Annotated in this window: 24 protein-coding genes and 1 pseudogene; 11 read left to right on the forward strand and 14 right to left on the reverse strand. The window is 68.6% G+C overall.

Features of this window, described 5'->3' with window-relative positions:
* From FG323_RS12200 to FG323_RS12215, 4 genes and pseudogenes are all read right to left on the reverse strand, one after another.
* A pseudogene (locus FG323_RS12200) lies at positions 1-382 on the reverse strand (ABC transporter permease); the annotation flags it as partial.
* Entirely contained in the window at positions 379-1,125 is a 747-nt protein-coding gene (locus FG323_RS12205; RefSeq protein WP_141454960.1) for an ATP-binding cassette domain-containing protein, read from the reverse strand. The gene FG323_RS12205 and the pseudogene FG323_RS12200, both read right to left, overlap by 4 nt.
* Before the next feature lie 52 nt (positions 1,126-1,177).
* The gene (locus FG323_RS12210) at positions 1,178-2,689 is read right to left on the reverse strand and encodes an alpha/beta hydrolase (RefSeq protein ID WP_141454961.1); all 1,512 of its coding nucleotides are present in this window, start codon (positions 2,687-2,689) and stop codon (positions 1,178-1,180) included.
* Between the two features lie 176 nt (positions 2,690-2,865).
* The gene (locus FG323_RS12215; protein WP_141455282.1) at positions 2,866-3,675 is read right to left on the reverse strand and encodes an FAD-binding oxidoreductase; all 810 of its coding nucleotides are present in this window, start codon (positions 3,673-3,675) and stop codon (positions 2,866-2,868) included.
* Positions 3,676-3,738: 63 nt separating this feature from the next.
* Here FG323_RS12215 and FG323_RS12220 point away from each other — a divergent pair, with 63 nt between their 5' ends.
* Genes FG323_RS12220 through FG323_RS12235 form a run of 4 tightly spaced genes read left to right on the forward strand, consistent with a single transcriptional unit; the run spans position 3,739 to position 6,973 of the window.
* Positions 3,739-4,683, forward strand: coding sequence for an ABC transporter ATP-binding protein (locus FG323_RS12220; RefSeq protein WP_141455283.1), 945 nt, complete (start codon positions 3,739-3,741; stop codon positions 4,681-4,683).
* Positions 4,680-5,450 carry an ABC transporter permease gene (locus FG323_RS12225; protein ID WP_141454962.1) on the forward strand — a complete coding sequence of 257 codons (771 nt, stop codon included), beginning with the start codon at positions 4,680-4,682 and terminating at the stop codon, positions 5,448-5,450. The genes FG323_RS12220 and FG323_RS12225 overlap by 4 nt, the downstream gene beginning before the upstream one ends.
* Positions 5,451-5,493: 43 nt before the next feature.
* Positions 5,494-6,435, forward strand: coding sequence for a 2-dehydropantoate 2-reductase (gene panE, locus FG323_RS12230; protein ID WP_141454963.1), 942 nt, complete (start codon positions 5,494-5,496; stop codon positions 6,433-6,435).
* Between the two features lie 40 nt (positions 6,436-6,475).
* Positions 6,476-6,973 carry a carboxypeptidase-like regulatory domain-containing protein gene (locus FG323_RS12235; RefSeq protein ID WP_141454964.1) on the forward strand — a complete coding sequence of 166 codons (498 nt, stop codon included), beginning with the start codon at positions 6,476-6,478 and terminating at the stop codon, positions 6,971-6,973.
* Positions 6,974-6,992: 19 nt separating this feature from the next.
* On the opposite strand, the gene FG323_RS12240 is transcribed toward FG323_RS12235, so the two are convergent.
* Positions 6,993-8,948, reverse strand: coding sequence for a winged helix-turn-helix domain-containing protein (locus FG323_RS12240; RefSeq protein WP_181444202.1), 1,956 nt, complete (start codon positions 8,946-8,948; stop codon positions 6,993-6,995).
* A 155-nt stretch (positions 8,949-9,103) separates the two neighbouring features.
* Between FG323_RS12240 and FG323_RS12245 the strand changes: the two genes are divergently transcribed.
* On the forward strand, positions 9,104-9,412 hold the full coding sequence (locus FG323_RS12245; RefSeq protein ID WP_141454966.1) for a hypothetical protein: 309 nt from the start codon (positions 9,104-9,106) through the stop codon (positions 9,410-9,412).
* A 7-nt stretch (positions 9,413-9,419) separates the two neighbouring features.
* Here FG323_RS12245 and FG323_RS12250 read toward each other — a convergent pair whose 3' ends face one another.
* Positions 9,420-10,226: a TatD family hydrolase gene (locus FG323_RS12250; protein ID WP_141454967.1), complete on the reverse strand. Its 807-nt coding sequence runs from the start codon at positions 10,224-10,226 to the stop codon at positions 9,420-9,422.
* A 74-nt stretch (positions 10,227-10,300) separates the two neighbouring features.
* On the opposite strand from FG323_RS12250, the gene hrpB reads away from it, so the two are divergent.
* Positions 10,301-12,796 (forward strand): ATP-dependent helicase HrpB, encoded by a 2,496-nt coding sequence (gene hrpB / locus FG323_RS12255; protein ID WP_141454968.1) that lies wholly within the window; start codon positions 10,301-10,303, stop codon positions 12,794-12,796.
* Between the two features lie 207 nt (positions 12,797-13,003).
* Positions 13,004-13,363: a hypothetical protein gene (locus FG323_RS12260; protein WP_141454969.1), complete on the forward strand. Its 360-nt coding sequence runs from the start codon at positions 13,004-13,006 to the stop codon at positions 13,361-13,363.
* 72 nt (positions 13,364-13,435) lie between these two features.
* Here FG323_RS12260 and FG323_RS12265 read toward each other — a convergent pair whose 3' ends face one another.
* Positions 13,436-13,978, reverse strand: a complete 543-nt coding sequence (locus tag FG323_RS12265) for a pseudouridine synthase (protein WP_141454970.1) — start codon at positions 13,976-13,978, stop codon at positions 13,436-13,438.
* A 16-nt stretch (positions 13,979-13,994) separates the two neighbouring features.
* Positions 13,995-14,834 (reverse strand): class I SAM-dependent methyltransferase, encoded by an 840-nt coding sequence (locus tag FG323_RS12270; protein ID WP_141454971.1) that lies wholly within the window; start codon positions 14,832-14,834, stop codon positions 13,995-13,997.
* Between the two features lie 190 nt (positions 14,835-15,024).
* Between FG323_RS12270 and FG323_RS12275 the strand changes: the two genes are divergently transcribed.
* Genes FG323_RS12275 through FG323_RS12285 form a run of 3 tightly spaced genes read left to right on the forward strand, consistent with a single transcriptional unit; the run spans position 15,025 to position 16,160 of the window.
* Positions 15,025-15,465, forward strand: a complete 441-nt coding sequence (locus FG323_RS12275) for a hypothetical protein (RefSeq protein ID WP_141454972.1) — start codon at positions 15,025-15,027, stop codon at positions 15,463-15,465.
* 37 nt (positions 15,466-15,502) lie between these two features.
* Positions 15,503-15,949 carry a type II 3-dehydroquinate dehydratase gene (locus tag FG323_RS12280; protein ID WP_141454973.1) on the forward strand — a complete coding sequence of 149 codons (447 nt, stop codon included), beginning with the start codon at positions 15,503-15,505 and terminating at the stop codon, positions 15,947-15,949.
* The gene (locus FG323_RS12285) at positions 15,936-16,160 is read left to right on the forward strand and encodes a hypothetical protein (RefSeq protein ID WP_141454974.1); all 225 of its coding nucleotides are present in this window, start codon (positions 15,936-15,938) and stop codon (positions 16,158-16,160) included. Before FG323_RS12280 ends, FG323_RS12285 begins: the two co-directional genes overlap by 14 nt.
* Here FG323_RS12285 and FG323_RS12290 read toward each other — a convergent pair.
* The 3 genes from FG323_RS12290 to FG323_RS12300 form a co-directional block, all read right to left on the reverse strand.
* Positions 16,157-18,880 (reverse strand): bifunctional acetate--CoA ligase family protein/GNAT family N-acetyltransferase, encoded by a 2,724-nt coding sequence (locus FG323_RS12290; RefSeq protein WP_141454975.1) that lies wholly within the window; start codon positions 18,878-18,880, stop codon positions 16,157-16,159. The two genes, FG323_RS12285 and FG323_RS12290, sit on opposite strands and share 4 nt — an antisense overlap.
* Positions 18,881-19,026: 146 nt before the next feature.
* Positions 19,027-20,736 (reverse strand): bifunctional isocitrate dehydrogenase kinase/phosphatase, encoded by a 1,710-nt coding sequence (gene aceK, locus FG323_RS12295; RefSeq protein WP_181444203.1) that lies wholly within the window; start codon positions 20,734-20,736, stop codon positions 19,027-19,029.
* Positions 20,733-21,605 carry a LysR substrate-binding domain-containing protein gene (locus tag FG323_RS12300; protein WP_141454977.1) on the reverse strand — a complete coding sequence of 291 codons (873 nt, stop codon included), beginning with the start codon at positions 21,603-21,605 and terminating at the stop codon, positions 20,733-20,735. The genes aceK and FG323_RS12300 overlap by 4 nt, the downstream gene beginning before the upstream one ends.
* A gap of 123 nt (positions 21,606-21,728) precedes the next feature.
* On the opposite strand from FG323_RS12300, the gene FG323_RS12305 reads away from it, so the two are divergent.
* Positions 21,729-21,953, forward strand: coding sequence for a hypothetical protein (locus FG323_RS12305; protein ID WP_141454978.1), 225 nt, complete (start codon positions 21,729-21,731; stop codon positions 21,951-21,953).
* A gap of 451 nt (positions 21,954-22,404) precedes the next feature.
* Here the strand turns inward: FG323_RS12305 and icd are convergent, their stop codons facing one another.
* From icd to FG323_RS12320, 3 genes are all read right to left on the reverse strand, one after another.
* Positions 22,405-23,733 (reverse strand): isocitrate dehydrogenase (NADP(+)), encoded by a 1,329-nt coding sequence (gene icd / locus FG323_RS12310; protein ID WP_141454979.1) that lies wholly within the window; start codon positions 23,731-23,733, stop codon positions 22,405-22,407.
* Between the two features lie 252 nt (positions 23,734-23,985).
* A complete protein-coding gene (locus tag FG323_RS12315; RefSeq protein ID WP_141454980.1) occupies positions 23,986-24,474 on the reverse strand; it encodes a hypothetical protein in 489 nt (162 codons plus the stop codon).
* Between the two features lie 51 nt (positions 24,475-24,525).
* Entirely contained in the window at positions 24,526-24,831 is a 306-nt protein-coding gene (locus tag FG323_RS12320; RefSeq protein ID WP_141454981.1) for a LysM peptidoglycan-binding domain-containing protein, read from the reverse strand.
* Between the last annotated feature and the right edge of the window lie 75 nt (positions 24,832-24,906).

Below are 24,906 nucleotides of genomic sequence, written 5' to 3' on the forward strand. Positions count from 1 at the left end.
TGCTGTCCTTGATGATTTCCACCAGCGCCGGCTTGCCGGCGCGCCAATCCTTCGCGTAGTCGGGACTGATGCGAAGGGCGACATCGATGTCCTGGTTGCGGATCGCCGCGGCCAGATCCTTTGGCGGTTCCACTGCCTTCAGGCCGTAGCTGGCCAGGAAGGCGACCAGGTTGGGTGCGTTCTCCCTGCCGACCACGGGAATGTCGAGTTCCTTGTCAATCTGGGTGCGGGCGCGCTTCTCGGCCAGCGAACCCATGCCCAGCATCAGCGCCGGGTACAGCAGCGGGCCGAGGAACAGGGCCAGGGCCAGCGTGCGGCGATCGCGCGACAGGTCCTTGAGTTCCTTGCGCATCACGGTGATGACGGTACCGAACAGGCTCATGCGTGCAGTCCCTCCTCGGACCCGATCACTTTGACGAAGGCGTCTTCCAGGTTGTCCTCGCCGACCTGCTGGCGCAGCTCGTCGGCGGTGCCGGCGGCGACCACGCGCCCCTTGGCGATGACCACGATGCGATCACACAGCGCGGCGACCTCCTGCATGATGTGGCTGGAGAAGATCACGCAGCGACCCTCTTCGCGCAGCTGGCGCAGGAAGCCGCGCATGGCGCGCGTGGTCATCACGTCCAGGCCGTTGGTCGGTTCATCGAGGATGACGTTCTTCGGGTCGTGCACCAGCGCCCGCGCAATCGCGGTCTTGGTGCGCTGGCCCTGCGAGAATCCTTCGGTCTGTCGATCCAGGATGTCATCCATGTCCAGCGCCTGCGACAGCTTGCGGGTGCGTTCGGCGATGACCTCGCGCGACAGGCCGTGCAGTTCGCCGAAATAGGCGATGTTCTCGCGCGCGGTCAGGCGCTTGTAGACGCCGCGCGCATCCGGCAGCACGCCCAGCGCGCGGCGCACCGCGACCGGGTCGCGGGCGGCGTCGATGCCATCGACCAGCACGCTGCCGCGATCCGGCGACATCAGCGTGTACAGCATGCGCATGGTGGTGGTCTTGCCGGCGCCGTTGGGGCCGAGCAGGCCGGTGATCTCGCCGTCGCGCGCCTGGAAGCTGACCGCGTCCACCGCGTTGACAAGGCCGGTCTTGGTCTTGAAGCTCTTGTGCAGATCCTGTGCCACGATCATCGAATGTCTCCTGGAATCGCTGCTGCGGATGGGAAGGGGATGCGAAGGTCCATCACGGCTCCCATCCGTTGAAGCTGGTGAAGGCGGGCGTGCCGTCGATCGCGTCCAGGCACTTGGCGTCCAGCGCCTTGGCATCCGTCGATTCGATGAACTGGCTGACCAGCTTGGGCATGCAGCCCTGGCCGATCACGTTGTGGCCCTGGCCGCGCAGGACCAGGTGGCGGCCGTTGGACAGCCCCTTGAGCACGGCTTCGCCGTAGCTGGGCGGGGTGACCGGATCCTGCTCACCGGACATCAGCAGCGCCGGCACCTTCGACACCAGCGGCTGGTTGAAGCCGGCCGGGCGTTCGCCCTTCGGCCACACCGCGCAGGGACTGAAGAAAAGCCGCGCCAGATCGTCGCCCATCACCGTATTGGCGTCGGCCGGATCCGGCTGGTAGCGGTCCGCATCCTCGGCGCAGATCACCGACAGCTGCATGCCGCGCGCCATCTGGCCGGACACCTGTCCGTCCATGAACTTGGCCAGCGACATCAGCGGTCCATAGCGACCCTGGTCGGCTTCGTCCAGCACCAGCGGCAGCAGCGACGTGGTGGCCGGCATGTAGGAGAACGCATGGGTCAGGCCGGTGACCGTCGAGGCGGACAGCTTGTCCTGTTTCTCCTGCCCGCTGGAGGGATCCCGATAGGTCACCTCCACCGGCGCCGTGGACAGGCGCTGCTTGAGCGCCAGCAGGCGGGTGCGCAGGTCGGTCGGATAACGCGCGCGGCAGGCGGCATCGGCGGCGCAGGCCTTGGATTGCAGCGCCAGCGCCTCGTCGAACCGGCGGGCGAACTCGCCGCCGACCACCAGTGTGTTCGGCGCCACGCCGTCCAATACGATCGCGCGGGTGTGCTGCGGATAGGTGCCGGCGTACTGCTGGGCGACGCGGGTGCCGTAGGACACGCCGATCAGGTTGATCTGCGCGGCGCCGATCGCGGCGCGCACGGCGTCCAGGTCGCGGATGGCCTCGGTGGTGGTGTAGAAGCGCAAATCGGCGTGCTTGGACAGCGCGTCCACGCACTTGCGCGAGACGGCCTGCAAGGCGGCCTCATCCAGCGAATCCATGTCGGCGACCGACGGCCCGTCCTCGGGGCCATCGCATGCCAGCGGATTGGAGCGGCCGGTGCCGCGCTGGTCCACCAGCACCACGTGGCGCTGTTTTCGGACCTCGCGCAACGCCGCGTCGACTAGGACGGCGTGTTCGGTCGCGGCCTGGCCGGGGCCGCCGGCCAGGAAGAACACCGGATCCTCGAGGGCCGCGCCCTCGTCGGTGGCCGGCAGCCAGGCGAGGTTGAGGGCGATCTTGCGGCCCTGCGGCGCTTGGCGGTTCTCCGGTACCTCGAAGGTCGCGCATTGCGCTTCCACGTTCCCGCCGGTCCCGGCCTCGGCCAGGGTGCAGGGTTGGAAGGTGACGCGGCCGTAGTGGCGGCCGGTGGCCGTCTTGTCCGGCGCGGGGGCGTTGCTGCAGGCGGTGAGCGCGAGCAGGCCGGCGCAGGCCAGCAGGGTGTTGCGGTGGTGTCGCATGGGCGTTCGTCCTGGTTGCGATGCGTTTCAGGATGCCATGACGACGCCAACCGACGGATGTGACCAAAGTGCGGTGGCTTTTTTTCCGACCGCGCTACTGGGGCCGGGAACGGCGTCCCGCCAATCCCGCCGGGACGTCGCATCCATCGGTATCCGCGGGCGGAGCTGGATGCAGGCTACTTGCTGCTGACGTATTTTTCCCGCCGGATCTGCGGAATCGGCAGGCCGGCGGCCTTCAGCGCCTCGAAACAGGCATCGACCATGTCCGGATTGCCGCACAGGTAGGCGATGTCGGTGTCCGCGTTCGGGACGAACTCGGCCAGGTGCTGCTGCACGTAGCCCTGGCGGACATCCGGGTGCGGATGTTCCGGCAGCGCGCGCGAGAAGCAGGGCACGAAACGGAACTGCGGATGCTGGTCGGCGAAGGCGCGGAAATCCTCGCCGTACAGCAGTTCGGCCGGCGTGCGCGCGCCGAACAGCAGCACCACCTCGATGTCGCGGCCGGCGATCTGCTCGGCCAGCTGCGGCAGCATCGCCCGGTAGGGCGTGACGCCGGTGCCGGTGGCAATCAGCAGGTAGCGGCGGTTGCGGTCGTTGGGCATCAGGCAGAACCGGCCGTAGGGACCGCTGGCGTCGACGTGGCCACCCTCGGGCAGACCTTCGAACAGGGCCGTGGCCGCGCCGCCGGGCACGTAGCTGACCGCGATCTCCACCGCCTCGCCCGGTCCCAGCCGGTGATCGTGGATGGTCGCCAGCGAATAGCTGCGCTTGGCCGGCGTCCCGTCGGCGTAGCTGAAATGCACCTGGATGAACTGGCCCGGGATGAAGTCCAGGGGCTGGCCGTCGTCACGGACGAAGACATAGTGGCCGACGCTGGGGGCCAGCATGCGGCGCCCGACGAGCTTCAACGGAAAATGGACGATGGCCAAGGTGCTGGGTGATGGAACGGTGTGGTGCCGGGACCGGCCCGGCGGGGTGCCTATAATAAGCGTTCGTGTCCCCCCGGGCGCCCGTGCTGGCGCCGCAAGGTCCCCTACGTGTCCCAACCCGTGGTTCCCGCGAACGCGCCCGCGCTCGCCATTTCCGATCTCCGCAAGGTCTACGACAACGGCGTGCAGGCGCTCAAGGGCATCTCGCTGCAGGTCGCGCCCGGCGATTTCTTCGCCCTGCTCGGCCCCAATGGCGCCGGCAAGTCGACCCTGATCGGCATCGTCAGCTCGCTGGTGAACAAGAGCGGCGGCGAAGTCGAGGTGTTCGGCGTCAACCTGTCGCGCCACCGTGACGACGCCCTGCGCCTGATCGGCCTGGTGCCGCAGGAATTGAACTTCAACATGTTCGAGAAGCCGATCGACATCCTGGTCAACTACGCCGGTTTCTACGGGGTGCCGCGCGCCGAGGCGCTGGTGCTGGCCGAAGAGGAGCTCAAGCGCGCCCAGCTGTGGGACAAGGCGCAGATGATGAGCCGCACGCTGTCCGGCGGCATGAAGCGGCGGCTGATGATCGCCCGCGCGATGATGACCCGGCCCAAGCTGCTGATCCTCGACGAGCCCACCGCCGGCGTGGACATCGAGATCCGCCGCGGCATGTGGAAGACCCTGAAGGACATCAACGCCGCCGGCACCACCATCATCCTGACCACCCATTACCTGGAAGAGGCCGAAAGCCTCTGCCGCAACCTGGCCATCATCGACCACGGCACCATCGTCGAGCAGGGCCCGATGCGCGAGCTGCTGGCCAAGCTGGACGTGGAGGGCTTCCTGCTGGACATCGACGGCGAGCTGCCGGCGCAGCTGCCAGTCATCGAAGGTGCGACGCTGGTGGCGACCGATCCGCACACGCTGGACCTGGACATGCCGCGGGCGATGGATCTCAACCGCATCTTCGCCGCGCTCAACGAAGCCGGCATCCGGGTGCGCTCGATGCGCACCAAGAGCAACCGGCTGGAGGAACTGTTCGTGCGCATGACCGGCAATGGCAAGGAGCAGGCGGCATGAGCAATCCCAACCTGATCGCCTTCGGCACCATCGTCCGCCGCGAGGTCGCGCGGATCCTGCGCATCTGGGGCCAGACCCTGGTGCCGCCGGCCATCACTATGACCCTGTACTTCCTGATCTTCGGCGGCCTGATCGGCTCGCAGATCCGGGACATGGGCGGCTACAGCTACATGGAGTTCATCGTGCCGGGCCTGGTGATGATGAGCGTCATCCAGAACAGCTACGGCAACATCTCCTCCAGCTTCTTCGGCGCCAAGTTCGGACGCCACATCGAGGAGTTGCTGGTCAGCCCGATGCCGAACTGGGTGATCCTGTGGGGCTACGTGGCCGGCGCGGTGCTGCGCGGCCTGATGGTCGGCATCATCGTGCTGATCATCGCCACGTTCTTCACCCCCGTGCGCATGCCGCATCCGCTGGTCACCCTGAGCACGGTCCTGCTGGGCGCGACGATTTTCTCGCTGGCCGGCTTCATCAATGCGGTCTATGCCAAGAAATTCGACGACGTGGCGATCGTGCCGACCTTCATCCTGACCCCGCTGACCTACCTGGGCGGCGTGTTCTATTCGGTGAAGTTGCTGCCGTCCTGGGCCGAGGCGCTGACCCATGCCAACCCGATCTTCTACATGGTCAACGCGTTCCGCTACGGCCTGCTGGGTAGCAGCGACGTGCCGCTGTGGGTGGCCTACGCGCTGATGCTGGGGTTCGTGCTGGCGCTCAGTTCGCTGGCGCTGTGGTTGCTCAAGCGCGGCGTCGGCCTGCGCAGTTGAATGTGCGCCGGCCCCGGCCGGCGCGATGCAGGGAGTGGAGCGGATGCGAATCCTGATCCTGGGCGCCGGTGGCACCGGCGGTTACTTCGGCGGACGCCTGGCGCAGTCCGGCGCCGACGTCACCTTCCTGGTCCGCGCGCCGCGCGCGGCGGATCTGGCGCGCGAGGGCCTGCGCATCCGCAGTCCGCTCGGCGACGCCGAGCTGCCGGTGGCGACGGTGACCGCCGAAGCCCTGCCGGCACTGATCGCGTCGCGTCCCTTCGATCTGGTCCTGCTCAGCTGCAAGGCCTACGACCTGGACAGCGCGATCGAGGCGATCGCGCCCGCGGTCGAGGCCGGTGCCGACGTGCTGCCGGTGCTCAACGGTCTGCTGCACTACGCGCGACTGGATAAGCGGTTCGGCCGCGATCACGTGATCGGCGGCCTGTGCTTCATCAGCGCGACCAAGGGACCGCAGGGCGAAATCCTGCATCTGGGCAGACCCGCGTCGATCACGTTCGGTGAGCGCGATGGCATCGCGCCGCGCGCGCGCCTGTCGGCCTTCGCCGAGGCCTGCGCGAACGCCGGCGTCGATCGCCTGCTGTCGCCGGACATCGCCCGCGAGCAGTGGATCAAGTACAGCTTCCTCACCGCACTGGCCGCCGGCACCTGCCTGATGCGCGCGCCGATCGGACGGATCGTGGCGGGCGAGGGTGGCGAAGCGTTCATGACCGCGCTGTACGCCGAATGCACCGCGGTGGCGGCGGCATCCGGACAACCGATCCCGCAGGCTGCGCAGGACACCGCGCTGGTGACGCTGCGGCAATCGGGGTCGGACATCAAGGCCTCGATGCTGCGCGACCTGGAAGGTGGCCAGCGCGTGGAGGGCCTGCAGATCGTCGGCGACATGGTGCATCGCGCGCAGGGCTTCGGACTGCCGGCACCCCTGCTGTCCACTGCCTGGTGTCATCTGCAGGCCTACGAGGCGTCGCTGCCGGCGCGCTGATCGCGCGGAGCGGAGAATCGGCGCCATTCGGAATGCTCCGATGGCCGCCGGCGATCGCCGTTCGTACGGTGGGGACACCGCCATGAATCCTTCCGGAGTCCTTCAACCGATGCATCCTCGCCATCTGCGACGCCTTTTGCCGCTGTCCGCGAGCCTGCTGCTGTTGACTGGCTGTTTCCCGCATAGGCAGCAGATCGTCCCGGCAATCGACGGGATGCTGGTGCGAGGGCAGGTTCCCGTTGCGGGTGCGCGGATCCACGTGTTGCCGAGCATGTTCAAGGCCGGCTGTGGACCTTCCCGGCATACGGCGGTCACCGACGCGACGGGCCGGTTCACGATCCGCGGCGCCAGCGAGATTGGGGTGATGTTGCCGATGGGCGACCGCATCAACACGTGGGGCGTCTGCATCGAGCACGACGGACGCTGGGTCGAAGGATTCAAGGAAAGCGACATCGGATGGCCGCCCCGGCGCATCGACATGGACTGCGATCTGGCGCGGGTGCGGGACGTTTGCGAATGGAAGGCGCGGGATCGCTAGAGAAGAATCGCCTCCGCGTTCACCGGCACCGGTAACGGCGCGCTTCGCGCCGGCATTGCGCCGGCAGGCCATGCTTGTCCCAGTAGGCGGCGATGCCGCTGCGATGCAGGTAGCCCTGGAAAGTCGGATCCTCGCGTAGATATCCCAGATCGCGGGTCCACAGCAGCAGATCCCAGGACGAGTAGGAGCGCCTTCGCACCTGATCCAATCCGTCGATCACGGCGGCCGTGTCGCGTTGCGGGTCCAGCACGCTGAGGAAGTTCATCAACCCGGTGCGCTGTTCGAACGCCTTCATCGCCACGCGCGTCTGCGGCCAGGCGGAAGGATCCACCACGGCCCGGCTGGCCAGCAGGTAGGACTGGCGAAGCAGCGGGCCATACTGCCGGCTGCCGGTATCCTCGGGTCCGCCGATGCCGGCGGCGATCACCGGCAGGGCCGCATGGTCGCCGCGCCATACCGCGTTGAACCAGCGGCCATAGCGTCCGAAGCGGCCGGCGCGCTGCAACTCGACCAGGGCCTCGCCGTGCCGGCCCTGGGTGTCGAGGATGCGGCCATGGCCGAAATGCCAGCCCTGGTTGAGGGGATCCCGGCGGGCGCCGCGCCGCATCACCTGTTCGGCCTGATCCAGGTAGCCCAGTGACGCCAGCGCCATGGCGTACTGGAATTGCGCGCGCATCTCGCTGGGTGCCAGATCGGTGACGTGGCGGTACAGCGCGAGGCAGCGTTCCCATTGGTTGCCGCGACAGGCGGCGCTGGCCTGCACCAGGTAGGGCTCGGGCAAGGCCGGATCCAGACGCTGCGCCAATGCGGCGTGGTGCGCGGCATCCTGGCGAAGCTCGACGGCCAGTTCCGGCCGCAGGTAGGCGCGCCCGTCCAGCGCGGCGGCGAGGACGGCGTGCGAAGGCGCGTGCTGCGGTTGTTCGGCGACCAGTTGGCGCAGGCGCGTTTCGGCCAGTTCGACCCGCTCGGGCGGCACCGGCGGCGGCGCATGCAGCAGGGCCTGCGCCGCCAGGTAGCGACGGTAGAAATCCGCGTCGCCGCCGCGTGTCGTCGCGGCCGGACGTGCCAGCCCCAGGTTGAGCGCTAGCGCGCCGGCGACGGCCTGGGCGATGTCGCGTTCCAGCGCCAGCACGTCGGCCACGTCGCGATCATAGTCCTGGGTCCACAAGGTGCGCCCACTCGCCGCGTCCACCAGCCGCAGATGCACCCGCAGGCGCTCCCCGGCCTGGCGGGCACTGCCTTCGAGCGCATGGCTGACCCCCAGCTGCCGCACCAGCCGCGACAGGTCGGCGCCGTCGGCCGTGGCCAGGCGGGTCGAATCGCGTGCGATCACCCGCAGCCCCGGAATGCGCGAAAGCGTGCTGATCAGTTCCTCGCTGAGGCCGAAGGCGATATCGCGATCCCCTTCGCCCACCGCGGTCAGCGGCATCACGATCAGGGTGCGCGGATCGGCCCGGGCCGATGCCGGCGCCGTGTCGTCAGCACGCGGGACGAATACCGCGGCGGCCAGCAACAGCAGGCCCAGCAAGGAGGCGATGGCCCCAACCAGCGCACGCGGGGTGCGTGGGGGCGTCGCGGGAGCCAAAGCATCGATTGCGGGAGCGGAGACCGTACCGGGCGACGTCGGTTCGTCGTTGAAGCGGTAACCGACGCCATGCAGGGTGTGCAGCCGGCGCGGGTGATGGGCGTCCTCGCCCAGCGCCTGTCGCAGCAGGGTGATCACCCGGTTGAGCACGCCGGGGGTGACGTGGCGGTGGCCCCACACCGCGTCGAGAATCTCGTCGCGGCTGAACGCGCGGCCCGGTTCCGACGCGAGCAGCGCCAGCACGTCGAACGCCTTGGGCTCCAGCGGACGCACTTCGCCGTCGCGCAGCAACTGGCGTCCGGCCAGGTCGATGACCACGCCGTCGAGCACGATGCGGGCGGAAGCGGATGACGGCATGGCGATCGGCGCAGGAAGGTTCCAGCGGAACACGTACATCCTAGGGATACGCGGAAGCGCGGCCGTGCCGGCCTAAGCATTTCCCAAGCTTCCCAAGCCGTCCATCGGGGGTTCCCGCCAGCCTCCTCAAGACCCGGGCGCGGCGGCGGCGTGAGGCTGGCGACCCGGCCATCGAAGGAACAAACCCCATGAACGCCATTCCCGCCACCGTGCTGTCCGCCCTGCTGCTGGCAGCGACCCTGTCACCGTCCGCCCGTGCCGGCGCCGCGACGCCGCCGACCGACCTGCGGCTGGAGTGCGCGCAACCGCGCCTGCCATCCCAGTACGAGACCGGCCGCTGGCTGGGCCAGGCCAACGCCGGCCAGGCCTATGCCTCGCGCCAGCGGCTGATGGCAGAGATCCAGCGCGCCTGCCGGAAGCCCGGCATCCGCACGGTCGTGTTGCAGTTTCCGCGTCCGGCCGATGCGCCGGAGCGTGGGTTGGCCGGACGACCCTAGGTACCTGCTAGGTACCCGGTTCGCGCGACGGCAGGCGGAAGAACGCGCGCGCCGTCGCGGTGGTCGCGGCGGCGGTGGCCTCCACCGATTCGCCGCGATCACGTGCCAGCTCCTCGACGATGTGGGCCAGGTACATCGGCTCGTTGCGGCGGTGCGAAGGCTGTGGCCGCACGGTCCGCGGCAGCAGGTAGGGCGAATCGGTCTCGATCATCAGCCGTCCGGCGGGGATGTGCGGCACCAGTTCGCGCAGGTGCTGGCCGCGCCGCTCGTCGCACAGCCAGCCGGTGATGCCGATGTGCCAGTCCTGGTCCAGGTAGTCGAACAATTCCTCGCGGGTGCCGGTGAAGCAATGCACCACCGCCGCGCCCAGGCGGCCATCGAAATTCTTCATCATCGCCATGAAGTCCGCATGCGCGTCGCGCTGGTGCAGGAACAGCGGCTTGCCGTTCTCCGCCGCGATTTGCAGCTGGCGCTCGAACGCGCGCCGCTGCGCCGGCCGCGGCGAGAAATCGCGGAAGTAGTCCAACCCGCATTCGCCCACCGCCACCACTTCCGGATGCGTATGCAGCGCGCGCATCTCGTCATCGCACTCGTCGGTGTACTCGATCGCGTGATGCGGATGCACGCCGGCGGTGGCGAACAGTTCGCCCGGATGCGCCTGGGCCAGCGCGAGCGCCTGCGGCGAATGCTCGCGGCTGGCGCCGGTCACCACCATCTGCGCCACGCCGTGCGCGCGGGCGCGTTGCATCACCGCGTCCAGATCGTGGCCGAAGCTTTCGTGGGTGAGGTTGGCGCCGATGTCGATCAGGTGCATGGAGCGTGGGAAGTGCGGTGAAGGGCGCGCCATTGTAGTCGGCCCGGCGCGCGGAGCCGGTATCCTAGCGGGCCATGCCGTCGTCCGCGCCTTCACCGGATTTCCCCATCACCCCGCTGCTGCCGCAGATCCGGCGGAGCCTGTCCGCGCACCCGCGGCTGGTGCTGGAAGCGCCGCCCGGCGCGGGCAAGACCACCCAGGTGCCGCTGGCGCTGCTCGACGAGCCGTGGGTGCAAGGGCGCCGGATCCTGATGCTGGAACCGCGCCGGGTGGCCGCGCGCGCGGCCGCCGGCTTCATGGCGAAGCAGCGCGGCGAGGCGGTCGGTGAAACCGTCGGCTACCGCATCCGCTTCGAGAACAAGATCTCCGCGCGCACCCGCGTCGAGGTCGTCACCGAGGGCATCCTGACCCGGATGATCCAGGACGATCCGATGCTCGAATCGGTCGCGGCGATCCTGTTCGACGAATTCCACGAGCGCCACCTGTCGGCCGATCTCGGGTTGGCGCTGGCGCTCGACGTGCAGGCGCAACTGCGCGAGGACCTGCGCATCGTGGCGATGTCGGCGACCCTGGACGGCGAACGCCTGGCGCGTTTCCTGGATGCGCCACGCCTGAGCAGCGAAGGGCGGAGCTATCCGGTCACGGTGGCGCATTTCCCCGCGCGCCGTGACGAACTAACCGAAATGCAGGCGCGCCGCGCGATCGAGCAGGCGCTGGCCTCGCATCCGGGCGATGTACTGGTGTTCCTGCCTGGCCAGCGCGAGATCGCACGGCTTGAATCGCTGCTGGACGGCTTGCCGCGCGATGTCGCGGTGCTGCCGCTGCACGGCGAGCTGCCGGTGGAGCGCCAGGCCGAAGTGCTGCAACCGGATCCGCACGGCCATCGACGGGTGGTGCTGGCGACCAACGTGGCCGAATCCTCGGTGACCCTGCCGGGCGTGCGGGTGGTGATCGATGCCGGGCTCGCGCGCGAGCCGCGCTACGATCCCAACAGCGGTTTCGCGCGACTGGAGGTGGTCGCCATCTCGCAGGCTTCCGCCGATCAGCGTGCCGGTCGTGCCGGTCGCGTCGCCGAAGGCTGGGCCTATCGGCTGTGGCCGCAGTCGCAGCGACTGGAACCGCAGCGCCGCCCGGAAATCGCCCAGGTCGAACTGGCCGCGCTGGCGCTGGAACTGGCCGCGTGGGGAAGCGACCAATTGCGCTTCGTGGATCCGCCGCCGGCCGGCGCGCTTGGCGCCGCGCGCGAATTGCTGCAGCGACTGGGCGCGCTCGGCGACAGCGGCGGCGTCACCGCGCTGGGCCAGCGGATGCTGGCGCTGGGCACGCATCCCAGGCTGGCGGCGATGCTGCTGTCGGCGCCGGCGGGTGCGACCCGCGCATTGGCCTGCGATCTGGCGGCGCTGATTGAAGCGCGGGATCCGCTGCGTGGCGGCGGTGATGCCCTGGCCGCGCGTTGGCGCGCGCTGGCGGCATTCCGCCAGGGCAGGGCGCCGGCGGACGCACATCGTTCCGCGCTCGCCGCCATTGACGCGGCGTCCAAGCAGTGGCGGCGGCGCCTGCGCGAGGACGCGCCACCGCCATCGACCGTCGAGGCGCACCTGCTGGGTGACCGCCTGAGCCATGCCTATCCCGATCGCATCGGCTACCAGCACCCGCAGGACCCGCGCCGCTATGCGCTGGCGAACGGGCGCATGGCGCGCCTGTTCGATGACAGCGCGTTGTTCGGCGAACCCTGGATCGTCGCCAGCGAACTGCGCTACGAGGCCAAGGACGCGCTGATCCAGCGTGCCGCCCCGGTCGATGAAGGCTTCCTGCGCGCGGAGTTTCCGGATCGTTTCGTCACCGAGGACGCGGTGCGCTGGGATGCCGGCAAGCGCGCGTTGGGCGCGCAACGCGAAACCCGCTTCGATCGCATTGTCCTGGAAGCGCGTTCGACCGGCCGCGTCGATCCCGCATTGGCCGCGCAGGCGCTCACCGAGGCGGTGCGCGAACTGGGCATGGATGCGTTGCCATGGAGCGAATCGCTGGGCCAATGGCGCGAACGCGTGCGCTGCCTGCGTGAATGGATGCCCGAGCTCGGCCTGCCGGACGTGTCCGACGAGGCCTTGCTGGCGGATCTGGATCGCTGGCTGCGGCCCGCCTTCGCCGGCAAGAGCCGGCTGGATGCGCTCGACGAATCCGAACTGGCGGAAGCGCTCAAGTCCCCGCTGGACTGGTCGTTGCGCCAGCGCGTCGATGCGCTCGCCCCAACCCGCATCACCGTGCCCTCGGGCATGGAGCGGCGCATCGAGTACGCGCACGGGCAACCGCCGGTGCTGGCGGTGAAACTGCAGGAACTGTTCGGCCTGGCCGAGACGCCGCGTATCGCCGACGGTCGCGTCCCGCTGACCCTGCACCTGCTTTCTCCGGGCGGACGCCCCTTGCAGGTGACCCAGGATCTGCGCGGCTTCTGGGAACGCACCTATCCTGAAGTGAAGAAGGAAATGAAGGGCCGCTACCCCAAGCACCCCTGGCCCGACGACCCCTGGACCGCCCAGGCCACCCACCGCGCCAAGCCGCGCGGGACCTGAGATCAGGTTTCTTCCCTTGTGGGAGCGACGTCAGTCGCGATGGACGCCCGCGGGAAAGCCCCTTCGCGACTGACGTCGCTCCCACGGGGCCACAAGAACGTGGCCGCAGCCGTTCAGCCACCGGTCGGCGCGGGCGTGGTCCGCTAACGGGCCGTGAACATCCCCGGATGGACACTGGATCCCGTCATCTCCCACAGGACTACGACGATGAGCAAGCTCACCATCATCACCGACCGCGCATTGGAGCTGGTCAGCCAGGCCGGCAGCAACCTCAAGCAGGCGATGCCGAAGAACGCCGACAAGCTGCTGCAGACCGGCGTGGTGCTGGGCGCGGCGAAGACCGGCGCCAAGACCGCGGGCAAGTTCATCCGCCGCAACCCGGTGGTGGCCGTCGCCGCGGCCGCCGGCATCGGCCTGCTGGCCTATGCGGCCTACCGCAAGCGCAAGCGCGACGCCTTCGACGCGCCGATCGAAGGCAAGTCGCGTCGCATCGAAGCGCGCAAGGTCAACGGCACCGGCCGCGCTGGACGCCGCACCGCCTCCCGTTCCACGTCGGCCAACCCCTGACATAGAGCGGAGCAAGCTCCGCTGCGCGAGGGGTTTCCTTCCCGATAATCCCCAAGCCGGGCAAGCTCGGCTCTACGTGCGGATTTCCCGCCATTGGCCGGGAGCGAGGTCGCCCAGGGAGACTTCACCCATCGCCACGCGCACCAGCCGCAGGGTTGGCAGGCCGACGGCGGCGGTCATCCGCCGCACCTGTCGGTTGCGGCCTTCGGTGATGCGCACTTCCAGCCAGGCGTCCGGCACGGTCTTGCGGAAGCGCACCGGCGGATCGCGCGGCCACAGGATCGGCGGCGGATCCAGCCGGCGCACCTCCGCCGGCCGGGTCGGTCCATCGCTCAACAGCACCCCGCGCCGCAACGCGTCCAGCTGCGCGTCGTCCGGCGCGCCTTCCACCTGCACCCGGTAGGTCTTGGCCTGCTTGTGGCGCGGATCGGTCAGGCGATGCGCCAGTCCGCCGTCGTCGGTCAGCAGCAGCAAGCCTTCGCTGTCGTGGTCCAGGCGACCCGCCGCGTATACCCGTGGCGGCAGGCCGAATTCCGCAAGCGTCCGCCGGGGCGGATCGCCGCGGTCGGTGAACTGGCACAGCACGTTGAAGGGCTTGTTGAACGCAATCAGCACGGAACAACCGCTTGAATCAGGGCTTCACGAAGCGCAGCGTCATCCGGTCGCTTTCGCCGATGGCCTGGTACTTCGCCGCATCCTTGGCGTCGTGGTTGTTGGTCGGCGGCAGTGTCCACACGCCATTGGGATGATCCTTGGTGTCGCGCGGGTTGGCATTGACCTCGCTCTTGCCGTCCAGGCGGAAACCCGCCGCCTCGGCCATCGCAATCACCTGCGCCTCGCCGACATAGCCGCTGTTGTCGTCCGCCGGCACGTCGCGCTTGGCGCGATGCTCGACCACGCCCAGCACGCCGCCGGACTTGAGCACATCGAAGAAGCCCTTGAACATGCCTTCGGCCTGGCCCGCCGAGCGCCAGTTGTGGACGTTGCGGAAGGTCAGCACCCGATCCGCCGAGCCCGGCGTGCCAAACACCGGCGCCGTCGGCGAATAGGCCGTCACCCGGACCTTGTCGTACTGGGCCGGAGCGCCGGCGAATTTCTTCTCCAGCCCGTCCTTGCTGCGCTGCTGGTAATCGCGGCCACGGCCTTCGGCCACCGCCATCGGATCCACCACCGCCGCCACGTACTGGCCGCGTTCGCGCAGGTATGGCGCCAGGATCTCCGAGTACCAGCCGCCACCGGGCGTGATCTCGATCACCGTCTGGTCCGGCTTGAGCCCGAAGAACGTCAGGGTTTCCAGCGGGTGGCGGGCTTCGTCACGGGCCATGTTCGCCGGCGCGCGCCAGTTGCCCTTGAGCACCGTGTCGATGCCGGAAGCGGCGTCGGCGGCCGTTGCGGCGGCGTCCTGCGCCTGCGCGATCGCGGGCGCGCCCAGGGCCAGCAGCACGGCGAGGCAAATCGAATGCGACTTCATCGGGTGTCCTCCGGGGGAAAAGTGCCGCGAGCCTACCACGCGGTCGCGCTGCGGCATGACTGAATCCACGCCATCGGCGCCGGCGCGCTTATGTGGAATTTACGCAGGATGCCCCCGTCCGGAATGGCCCGTTTACGCCACCGCGGCCTAGGCTGACCGGACTGCGCGCAAGCGCGTCCGGAAGCCAGGCATGAACCTGTTGATCATCGAAGGCCCGCACGCATCGGCCGGTCATGCGCCGATGCTGGCGCCGCAGGCCGTGCGCGGCCTGCAATCGCAGGCGCGGGCCTGCGGCCACACCGCGTTCCATTGCCATTGCCCCAGCGTGGACGCGCTGCTGACCGGACTGCGTGCCGGCACCAGCCTGGACGCGCGCATGCTGTTGCTGGATTCCGGCGACATCGCCGCCAACGATCCCGGCCTGCCGGCGTTGCGCGAAACCCTGGATCACCTGTCGATGCCCTACATCGAGGTGCACGACGACAGCGCGCAGGTGCTGGACACCTATCTGGATCTGCGGCACGCGCCGCTGGCCACGGTCGTGTTCAACCGCGACCGCCCCGCCGGCCATGCGCTGGCGCTGTCCATCGCCCTGCGCCGGCTGGCCATGCCGGCGAGCGGCGACGCCTGATCGCTCTCCAATTCTCCTCCCCCACCGGAGTTCTCCCATGTCGTTACTGCTCATCCGCGGCCCGGAGCGCCGCGCCCACCACAACGAGCCGCCGCCCCCGCTGCCGCCGCAGATCCTGCGCGGGCTGGCCGCGCGCGCGGCCGCCGCCGGCAAGACCCTGACGGTGCGCGTGTGCGCCAACGAAGCCGAGTACCTGCATGCGCTGGACAGCGCGCGACGGGCGCACACCGAACTGCTGCTGCTGGATCCCGGCAGCGCCGCCGGCAGCGCGCGCCTGCACGAGGCGGTGGATCACACCGGGATTCCCTACATCGAAGTGCACGACGACGCCTGCGAGGCGCCCGAACCGCGCCTGCCACCCTCGCCGGCCTGCCTCGCGGTCGCCCAGGGCTATCGCGCGCAGAGCTATACGCTGGCGCTGGAAATGGCGCTGGAGCATCTGGGCTGCGCCGAATGCGAGTCCGAACGCCATGTCGGTACCTGAGCGGGTGGCGGCCGGAAGCGGCTACTTCGCCGATTACGAGATCTACGCGATGGGCGAAGCGATCGCCTGGGGCCAGATCGCCCTGGGCTGCGCGGCCGACGACGCCGGCCGCGATCCCGCGGCGTTGATCCGGCGGCTGCGCCAGGCGGCCGCCGACCAGCATGGCGTGGCTCCGGGCGAGATACGCCTGCGTCAGGTCTGCCGGCTCTAGCCGGCGCCGTCCTCGGTACGCCCGTCAATGAGCAGTTCCACGTCCATCAGGGTCGGCTCGTCGGGATCGGCGCGGATGCGGAAGCCCAGCTGCTCGCACATCGCCAGCATGGTGCGGTTGTCGCGCAGCACCTGGCCTTCCACCGCCGCGAGCCCCAGCCAGCGCGCGTATTCGATCATGATCCGCATCAGGCGCCAGCCGATGCCGTGCCCCTTGAGATCCGAGCGCACCAGGATGCCGTACTCGCCGCGATCGTAGTTGGCGTCGGCGTGCAGGCGAACCGCGCCCAGCATCCGTCCGCTGGCCGGATCCAGCGCCACCAGCGCCATCGAGCGTGCGTAGTCGATCTGGGTCAGGCGGGCGATGAATTCGTGGCTGAAATGACGCACCGACTGGAAGAAGCGCAAGCGCAGGTCCTCATCGGTGACATGGGTGAAGAACTCGCGGAACATCGCGTCGTCCTCCGGCCGCACCGGCCGCACGAACGCGTCGCTGCCGTCGGCCAGGGTGATGGTGCGCTCCCATTCCTTCGGATACGGGAAGATCGCGAAGCGCGGATGGCCGCGGCCCTTGTGCAGCTTGCGGCCCGGCGCCACCGCGATGCGCGCGTCCACCGCGATCACGCCGTCGCGATCGGCCAGCAGCGGATTGATGTCCAGCTGGCGGATTTCCGGGATGTCGGCGGCCAGCTGCGCCAGCTTGACCAGCACCAGCGCGATCGCGCGCTCGTCGGCGGCGGGCACGTCGCGGTAGGCCTTGAGCACGCGCGAGACCCGGGTGCGGCCGATCAGTTCGTGGGCCAGGCGCAGATCCAGCGGCGGCAATGCCAGTGCCTTGTCGTCGATCACGTCCACCGCGGTGCCGCCACGCCCGAACACGATCACAGGACCGAACACCTCGTCGTCGGCGATGCCGGCGATCAGCTCGCGCGCCTTCGGCCGCAGCAGGGTCGGCTGCACCAGCACACCGCCGATGCGCGCGTCCGGACGCGCGGCGCGCGCGCGCTGGAGGATGCCGGCGGCCGCCTCGCGCACCGCGTCGGCGCTGACCAGGTTCAGGCGCACGCCATCGATGTCGGATTTGTGCGGGATGTCCGGCGACAGGATCTTCACCGCCACCGCCAGGCCCTGCGCGAGCAGCGGCGCGGCCACCCGCGCGGCGTCGTCCGGATCGCGCGCGCGTTGCAGCGGTGCGACCGGAATTCCGTAGGCTGCCAGCACGTGCGCGGTCGCCAGCGGATCCAGCCAGTGCTGGCCGTCCTTCAGCGCTTGCTCCACCAACGCGCGCGCGGCGTCGGTGTCGACCACGAAGTCCTCGGGCAGGCTGGGCGGTGTTTCCATCAGCGCCGCCTGCGCCTCGCGATAGCGGACCAGATGCATGAAGCCGCCGACCGCGTCGGACTCGGTCGGGTAGTTGGGAATGCGCGCGGCATCGAGCACTTCGGCGGCGGCCGGATCGTGGCCCAGCCAGACCGCGAACACCGGCTTGTGCGGCCCGTGCGCGGGGCGCGCCCGCAGCAGGCGGGTCATCGCTTCGGCGGTCTCCACCGCCGAGGACAGCACGGTGGGCACGTTGACCGCCAGCAGGGCGTCGTTTTCCGGATCGTCGAGCAGCGCGGCGATGGTGGCGGCGTAGCGTTCGGCGTCGATGTCGGTCAGCAGATCCACCGGATTGCTGCGCGACCAGCCCGCCGGCAGCATCGCGTCGAGACGATCGCGCGTACCGTCGGACAACGCGGCCAGGGTACCGCCCAGCTCGTGCAGGCGATCCACCGAAAGCGCGCCCACGCCGCCCCCGTTGGTCAGAATCGCCAACCGGCGGCCCGGAAACGCGCGCAGGCGTCCCAGGGTCTCGGCGGCGGAAAACAGTTCGTCCAGCGAACGTACCTGCAGCAGGCCGGCCCGCCGGAACGCCGCGTCGTACACCGCGCGTGGATGCGCCAGGTGCTGCACGTGGGTGCTGTCGGCGGTGGCGTGGCCGCCCGCGGTGGAAGGCAGCCCGGATTTCACCACCACCACCGGCTTGGTGCGCGCGGCCGCCCGCGCGGCCGACATGAATTTGCGCGCGTCCTTGATCGCCTCGACGTAGAGCAGGATGGCGCGGGTGCGATGATCGGTGGCGAAGTAGTCGAGCAGATCGGCGAAATCCACGTCCAGCGCGTCGCCCAGCGACACCACCGCCGAGAATCCGACCGAGCGGCCGACGCTCCATTCCACCAGTCCGCCGGAAATCGCGCCCGATTGCGAAATCAGCGCCAGATCGCCCGCGCTCGGCAGGCGCCCGGCGAGGCTGGCATTGAGGCGCACGTGCGGGGCGATCACGCCCAGGCAGTTCGGCCCCAGCACGCGCAGGCCCTTCTCGCGCGCGATCGCTTCCAGTTGCGCCGCCGGCGAGTCCGGACCCGAACCCATCGCCGCGGTGAGCACCGCCACCGCGCCGGCGCCGCACTCGGCGGCTTCGCGGGCGATGCCCGGCACCGTGGCCGGCGGGGTGGCGATCACGACCAGATCCGGCTTCCACGGCAGATCCCGCAGGCGCCGGGCGGTGGTCACGCCGTCGATCGTGGCCGGATGCAGGTTGACCAGTCCGATCGGTCCGCCGAAACCGGCTTCCAGCAGGTTGTTGATGACCGCGCGTCCGACCGAACGCGGCCGCGACCGGCTGCCGACCACCGCCACCGAAGTGGGTCGGAAGATGGATTGCAGGCGGTAGGTGCTCATCGGACTCGGCGGTGAGGTTGACGGGACTGGGCCAGGGCGATCCCGGCGGGTGCGTCAAAGGTAACGCGCCCGCCGTCAGCGGGCCATGATCGGATCGCTGGCGACGATCGTCCTGGTGCGCGATCCTGTGTGACCCGTGGCGTCGCCTAGGCCAGCTTCAACGCATCCGGATAGGGCGGCGTGTCCGGATAGTCGCCGGCGGCCAGCCGTGCCTGCAGATCGCGCCACCAGCCGGCGCGGAACAGATCGCCATGCGCGGCGCGCAATGCGCTCGCCTGCGGCGCGGGCAGGCCGAGGAACTGCGGGAAGCGTTCCGGAAACACGTCGCCAGGACCGACGTAGAACCACGGCCCGTCGGCCATTTCCTCTTCGTAGCAGGTCGGTTGCGGCCAGTCGCGGAAATGGCAGTCGGTGACCAGGCACAGTTCGTCGTAGTCGTAGAACACCGCGCGGCCGTGCCGCGACACGCCGAAATTCTTCAGCAGCATGTCGCCGGGGAAGATGTTGTTGCGCGCCATGTCCTTGATCGCCTGGCCGTAATCGATCGCGGCGGCGAGCGCGGCCTCCGGCTTCTGCTCGCGCAGGTACAGGTTGAGCGGACGCAGCCGCCGCTGCACGTAGCACAGGTGGATGATCAGATCGTCGCCGTCCTCGGTGATGCCGTGCCCGCAGGTGGATAGCAATTCCTCCAGTAGCGCGGGAGCGAAGCGCGCGCGCGGAAAACGCAGGAAGCGGTAGGGTTGGGTATCCAGCAGGCGGCCGACGCGATCCAGGTGGAACACCAGGTTGTAGCGATCCTCCACGTCCTTGCGGCTGACTTCCTTGGGATAGGCGAAGCGGTCGCGGATGATCTTGAACACCAGCGGATAGCTGGGCAGGGTGAATACCGCCATCACCATGCCCGGCGTGCCCTCGGCCTGTACCAGCTGTTCGCCGGCCTGGGTGTCGAAGTGATGGAAGAAGGTTCGGAAGCGCTCGGTCTTGCCCTGCTTGGCCCGGCCCAGCACCGTGTAGATCTCGTCGATCGGCTTGCCTGGCAGCAATGAGCGCAGGAACACCACCGCGTCGCCGACGGTGGACAGGTCCGCATGGAAGTAGCTGCGCGAGGTGCCGAACAGGTGCGCCACGTCGCCGCGCCGGGTCAGCACCGCCTCGGCCTTCAGTTTGCCGCCGTCGTTGACCAGCGCGATCACGCAGGGCGAGAAGCGGTGCTCGCCGAACACCCGGCCAACCAAGTAGGCGCGACGTTCGCGGTAGAACACCGTGTCCAGCAGTTCGATCCCGCGCACAGGGTTCTCGCCCCAGTGCGCCAGATCGTCCTGCAGGCGGATGGCAATCGACGCCGCGCAGCGGGTGCGGTGCGCGTAGGGGATGTCGAAACGGTAATCGCCCAGCACCCGCACGAAGGTATCGGTAGGACGCTGCTCGGAGACCGCGTAGCTGTGCCGGGCGACCGGATGGGTGATCGCGTCGGTCGGTTCGATGTCCATCGCGATGAACTCGATCGACGGATCCACGCCGCGGGTCTTGAAGAAGCGTCGGGTCAGGGTGTTGTAGAAGGTCTTGTACAGCTCGCGGTCGATCAGATCCGCGATCAGCCGGTCATAGCCGTCGCGCACCGCCGACCACAGGGTACGGTCATGCGCGTGATCCAGCAGCGCCGCCTGCAGGCGCAGCGCGCATTCGGCGATGCATTCGTCGTACAGCTCGATGCGCTCGACCGCGTCCGCGCGTGCGCCCGCCCAGTCCATGACCTCGAACCGGTGGCGCGCACGCTGGGTGATCTCGGCGAAGCGCGCGTGGTAGTCGGCGAACGCGTCGTGGATGAGGGTGGCGATGACGGTCGGCTGGATCATGCGTCCACCCGCGCCTGCTCCAGTACCCATTTGCGCACGGTCTGGAAGTCCGGATGGATCAGGCTGCGCTCCGGATAGACCAGGTAGTGGGCGAAGTCGGCCTGCAGGCATTTGCCGGTCAGCGGGACTAGCCGGCCCGCCTTGATCAGCGGTTCGGCGAGGGTGAGCCGCGCCAGCGCCACACCCATGCCCTGCGCGGCGGCCTGGTGCAGGGTCTCGGTATCGTCGAACTGGGCCACGAAGCGGCGCGGCACCTCGCCACCGAATTCCGCGAACCATTCCTTCCAGCGGTCGGAGGGATCGCCCAGCAGCGGCAGGCTGCCGATGCGCGCAAGCGCCGGCTTGCCGTGGCGCTTGAGGAAGGCCGGGCTGGCGACCGGCTGGATCCACTCGTGAAACAGCAGTTCGGCACGGACGCCGGGCCAGCGGCCGCCACCCAGCCGCAGTGCCACGTCCACCGGTTCGCGATCGAAATCCACCACGTGGGTGCTCGATTGCAGGTTCAGGCCGAGCTCCGGATGGGCGGCCAGGAAATCGGGCAGGCGCGGCACCAGCCAGGCGGTGGCCATCGACGGAATCAGGCTCAGGGTGATGACGTGGTCATTGCGCGCCGACATCCGTTGCAGCGCGTGGCCGATCGCGTCCAGCGGCGTGGCCACCGCGTCGAACAGGCGCTGGCCCTCCGGGGTCAGTTCGACCCCGCGCGGTCCGCGTGCGAGCAACTTGTGGCCGACCCGCTCTTCCAGCAGTCGCATCCGGTGGCTGAGCGCGCTCACCGTCAGGTGCATGGCCTCGGCCGCGCGGGTGAGGTTCCTCAGCCGCGCGGCGGTGACGAAGGCGTCGATCTGGTCCAGCGGCAAACGGCTCATGCGGATTGGTCCATGTTGAACCCGGTTCAAGGCTGGCTTGCGGAGGTTTCGCTTTTTCGGCGATCAGGATGAGCCTAACTTGGTTCCTGTTCAAGCCGGACGTCCCGGCGGCAGGAGAATCCCATGCGTACCGAAACGAAACATTCGTGGTGGCGTGAACTGGGCGCCGTCAGCCAGGGCATGCTGTTTCTCGATGGCCACATCGCCAGCACCGAAGCGCTCCGCGCGAGCGACGGCGAGCAGCGCCCGACGCGGCGTCCGGTCCCGCCGGAACGCCACGAGCGCGCCCTGCGGGTGCTGCACGCCCGCCGGCGGCGCGAGATGACCGCGCTGTCGTTGTTCCGGTGAGCGCGCGGCGCCGGCTCGGGAGCGACGCGCTTTACTTCGCCTTGATCGGCCGGAGGTTGTTGCAAGCGAAAGAGGGGACTAAGGGACTTGCCTGTCGCGCGAAGAGCCCATCCCCCGTCGCCTTCGGCGCCCGCCCCCTTTTTCAAAGGGGGCTGACGATCAACCCCGACGCTCGGAAAGCGGCCTTGCCTCCTCCTTTGAAAAAGGGGGGACCGAGGGGGATTTGCCTTTGGCGCGAAGAGCCAATCCCCCACCGCCTTCGGCGCCCGCCCCCATTTTCAAAGGGGCAGACGAGCAACCCCGACGCTCGGAAACCGGCTTTGCCTCCCCCTTTGAAAAAGGGGGACCGAGGGGGATTTGCCTTTGGCGCGGAGTTGCGGGAATCGCCCCCCAAAAAGAAGACGCCCGGCACAAGGCCGGGCGTCCACGACATCAACCGCGGATCAGCACCTCACAGGTGCTTGATGATCTCGTCGGCGAACTCGCTGCACTTCACTTCGGTGGCGCCCTCCATCAGGCGGGCGAAGTCGTAGGTCACGCGCTTGCTGGCGATGGCCTTGTTGACGCCGTCGATGATCTTGTCGGCGGCCTCGGTCCAGCCCATGTAGCGCAGCATCATCTCGCCGGACAGGATCACCGAACCCGGGTTCACCTTGTCCAGATCGGCGTACTTGGGCGCGGTGCCGTGGGTCGCCTCGAACACCGCGTGGCCGGTCACGTAGTTGATGTTGGCGCCCGGCGCGATGCCGATGCCGCCGACCTGCGCGGCCAGCGCGTCGGACAGGTAGTCACCATTGAGGTTGAGCGTGGCGGACACGTCGTACTCGCGCGGACGCAGCAGGATCTGCTGCAGGAACGCATCGGCGATGGCGTCCTTGATGACGATGCCCGCGCCCGGCTTGCCTTCCGGAATCACGTGCCACGGACCGCCGTCCAGCTCCACCGCGCCGAAGTAGTCGCGTGCCACCTGGTAGCCCCAGTCACGGAAGCCACCCTCGGTGAACTTCATGATGTTGCCCTTGTGCACCAGCGTGACCGACTTGCGGCCGTTGTCGATGGCGTACTGGATGGCGCTGTGGACCAGGCGCTCGGTGCCCAGGCGGCTGACCGGCTTGATGCCCAGGCCGACGTCCACGCCCACCTCGCGGTGCGGCGCGCCGATGCCTTCCAGCGCCTGCTGCCACTCGTTGGCCTTTTCCTGGGTGCCGAAGCGGATCTTGCCGAACGCCTGCGGGAATTCCTTGGCCAGGAAGTCCAGCACCTTCTGCGACTCGGCGCTGCCGCCGGCCCATTCGATGCCGGCGTAGATGTCCTCGGTGTTCTCGCGGAAGATCACCATGTCGACGTCGCCCGGCTTCTTGACCGGCGAGGGCACGCCCTCGAACCAGCGCACCGGGCGCAGGCAGACGTACAGGTCCAGCATCTGGCGCAGCGCCACGTTGAGCGAGCGGATGCCGCCGCCGACCGGCGTGGTCAGCGGGCCCTTGATCGAGACCAGATAGTCGCGGCAGGCCTGCACGGTCGAATCCGGCAGCCAGGTGCCGAACTGGTTGTTCGATTTCTCGCCGGCGAACACTTCCAGCCAATGGATCTTCTTGGCGCCGCCGTAGGCTTTTTCCACCGCCGCGTCGAGCACGCGGACGCTGGCGCGCCAGATGTCCGGACCGGTGCCGTCACCCTCGATGAAGGGAATGATCGGGTGGTTGGGGACATTGAGCTTGCCGCCGGAGATGGTGATCTTCTCACCGCCGGGGGGCGGGGTGAGGACAGGTTCTGCCATGGAACTGCTCCCGGTTGAGATGGCACGCGGCGGACCGCGCGCAGGGTGAACAAAAAAGGGTCCCGCAAAGGGCGTGGGGTACGACGGGGTGAAGCGGACCCCCATTGTCGCGGTTTATGCAGCCATGGGCAAAACCCGGATCACCGTGGCCCGGCGTATGGCCCGCGGCATGGCGGGACGTCGCAACAAAAAAAGCGGGCGCGATTCGCATCGCGCCCGAGCTTGCCCACCAGGGTGGGAGAGAGGGTGGGATTACTTGACTTCGATTTCCTGGGTCATGCCGACGGCCTGCCCATCCAAGGTCACGTCGACCTTGTACTTGCCGGCGGGCCAGGGATTGGCATTGGTGAATTCGATGTTCGTGGTGCCGGCATCCTCGGCCTTGATGGCTTGAGTCTTCTGGCCAGCAACCTGCCCGTCCTGGTAGGTCAACTTGGCATCGATATTGGCATTGGCCGGGGCGCTCGCATCGGTCTTCACCGAAACGATGATCTTGTCCTTCGGGGTGAAGGTGGAAACGGCTGCAACCGACTTGTCGGCGGCCGCGGTGTTGCCCACGGTCACACTGGTCGCACTCACCGGAGCGGGAGCGGGTTCGGCCGGAGCGGGCGCCGGAGCCGGAGCGGGTTCCGTCGCCGCCGGCGGTGCGGCGACCGGCTCTTCCTTCTTCTTGCAGGCGGCCAGGGCCACGGTGCCGGCCAGCGCGATCATCAGGGCATAGGAAATGCGGTTCTGCTTCATGGTGTCAGTCCTTGTGTCAGCCGTTGAATGGTCGGTAGGGTGAGCGCGCGGTCAGGCGATGCTGTCCTTGGGAGGCAGCTTGATCACCTGGCCCGGGAAGATCCGATCCGGATCCTCGATAACGTCGCGATTGGCCTCGAAGATGTGCTTCCAGGCATTGGCACTGCCGTAGTGTTCCTTGGCGATCTTGGAGAGCGTGTCGCCCTTCTCGATCGTGTAGCTCTGTTCGCCGACCAGTTCCTCGGTGCTGTCCACCCGTGCGGTGACACCGGAGAAGTCAGCCTTCTCCACGAGTTGCTCGGTGGAATCCACCTTCGCGGTGACGCCCGAAAAATCCGCTTTCTTCTCGTTGCTCATACACAACCGTCCTTCCGTGCAGGATGTTGGGACGAGCTAGCCTTGCATGCGCCCTGTTAAGAAATCATGGCATTG

The sequence above is a fragment of the Pseudoxanthomonas sp. z9 genome (genome assembly GCF_006542425.1).
Taxonomy (GTDB): Bacteria; Pseudomonadota; Gammaproteobacteria; order Xanthomonadales; family Xanthomonadaceae; genus Pseudoxanthomonas_A.

Bases quoted from the DNA above. Each gene is read 5' to 3' on its own strand.
- FG323_RS12205 (WP_141454960.1), bottom strand. From the start codon at position 1,125: ATGATCGTGGCACAGGATCTGCACAAGAGCTTCAAGACCAAGACCGGC.
- FG323_RS12210 (WP_141454961.1), bottom strand. From the start codon at position 2,689: ATGCGACACCACCGCAACACCCTGCTGGCCTGCGCCGGCCTGCTCGCG.
- FG323_RS12225 (WP_141454962.1), top strand. From the start codon at position 4,680: ATGAGCAATCCCAACCTGATCGCCTTCGGCACCATCGTCCGCCGCGAG.
- panE (WP_141454963.1), top strand. From the start codon at position 5,494: ATGCGAATCCTGATCCTGGGCGCCGGTGGCACCGGCGGTTACTTCGGC.
- FG323_RS12235 (WP_141454964.1), top strand. From the start codon at position 6,476: ATGGCCGCCGGCGATCGCCGTTCGTACGGTGGGGACACCGCCATGAAT.
- FG323_RS12245 (WP_141454966.1), top strand. From the start codon at position 9,104: ATGAACGCCATTCCCGCCACCGTGCTGTCCGCCCTGCTGCTGGCAGCG.
- FG323_RS12250 (WP_141454967.1), bottom strand. From the start codon at position 10,226: ATGCACCTGATCGACATCGGCGCCAACCTCACCCACGAAAGCTTCGGC.
- hrpB (WP_141454968.1), top strand. From the start codon at position 10,301: ATGCCGTCGTCCGCGCCTTCACCGGATTTCCCCATCACCCCGCTGCTG.
- FG323_RS12260 (WP_141454969.1), top strand. From the start codon at position 13,004: ATGAGCAAGCTCACCATCATCACCGACCGCGCATTGGAGCTGGTCAGC.
- FG323_RS12270 (WP_141454971.1), bottom strand. From the start codon at position 14,834: ATGAAGTCGCATTCGATTTGCCTCGCCGTGCTGCTGGCCCTGGGCGCG.
- FG323_RS12275 (WP_141454972.1), top strand. From the start codon at position 15,025: ATGAACCTGTTGATCATCGAAGGCCCGCACGCATCGGCCGGTCATGCG.
- FG323_RS12280 (WP_141454973.1), top strand. From the start codon at position 15,503: ATGTCGTTACTGCTCATCCGCGGCCCGGAGCGCCGCGCCCACCACAAC.
- FG323_RS12285 (WP_141454974.1), top strand. From the start codon at position 15,936: ATGTCGGTACCTGAGCGGGTGGCGGCCGGAAGCGGCTACTTCGCCGAT.
- FG323_RS12290 (WP_141454975.1), bottom strand. From the start codon at position 18,880: ATGAGCACCTACCGCCTGCAATCCATCTTCCGACCCACTTCGGTGGCG.
- aceK (WP_181444203.1), bottom strand. From the start codon at position 20,736: ATGATCCAGCCGACCGTCATCGCCACCCTCATCCACGACGCGTTCGCC.
- FG323_RS12300 (WP_141454977.1), bottom strand. From the start codon at position 21,605: ATGAGCCGTTTGCCGCTGGACCAGATCGACGCCTTCGTCACCGCCGCG.
- FG323_RS12305 (WP_141454978.1), top strand. From the start codon at position 21,729: ATGCGTACCGAAACGAAACATTCGTGGTGGCGTGAACTGGGCGCCGTC.
- icd (WP_141454979.1), bottom strand. From the start codon at position 23,733: ATGGCAGAACCTGTCCTCACCCCGCCCCCCGGCGGTGAGAAGATCACC.
- FG323_RS12315 (WP_141454980.1), bottom strand. From the start codon at position 24,474: ATGAAGCAGAACCGCATTTCCTATGCCCTGATGATCGCGCTGGCCGGC.
- FG323_RS12320 (WP_141454981.1), bottom strand. From the start codon at position 24,831: ATGAGCAACGAGAAGAAAGCGGATTTTTCGGGCGTCACCGCGAAGGTG.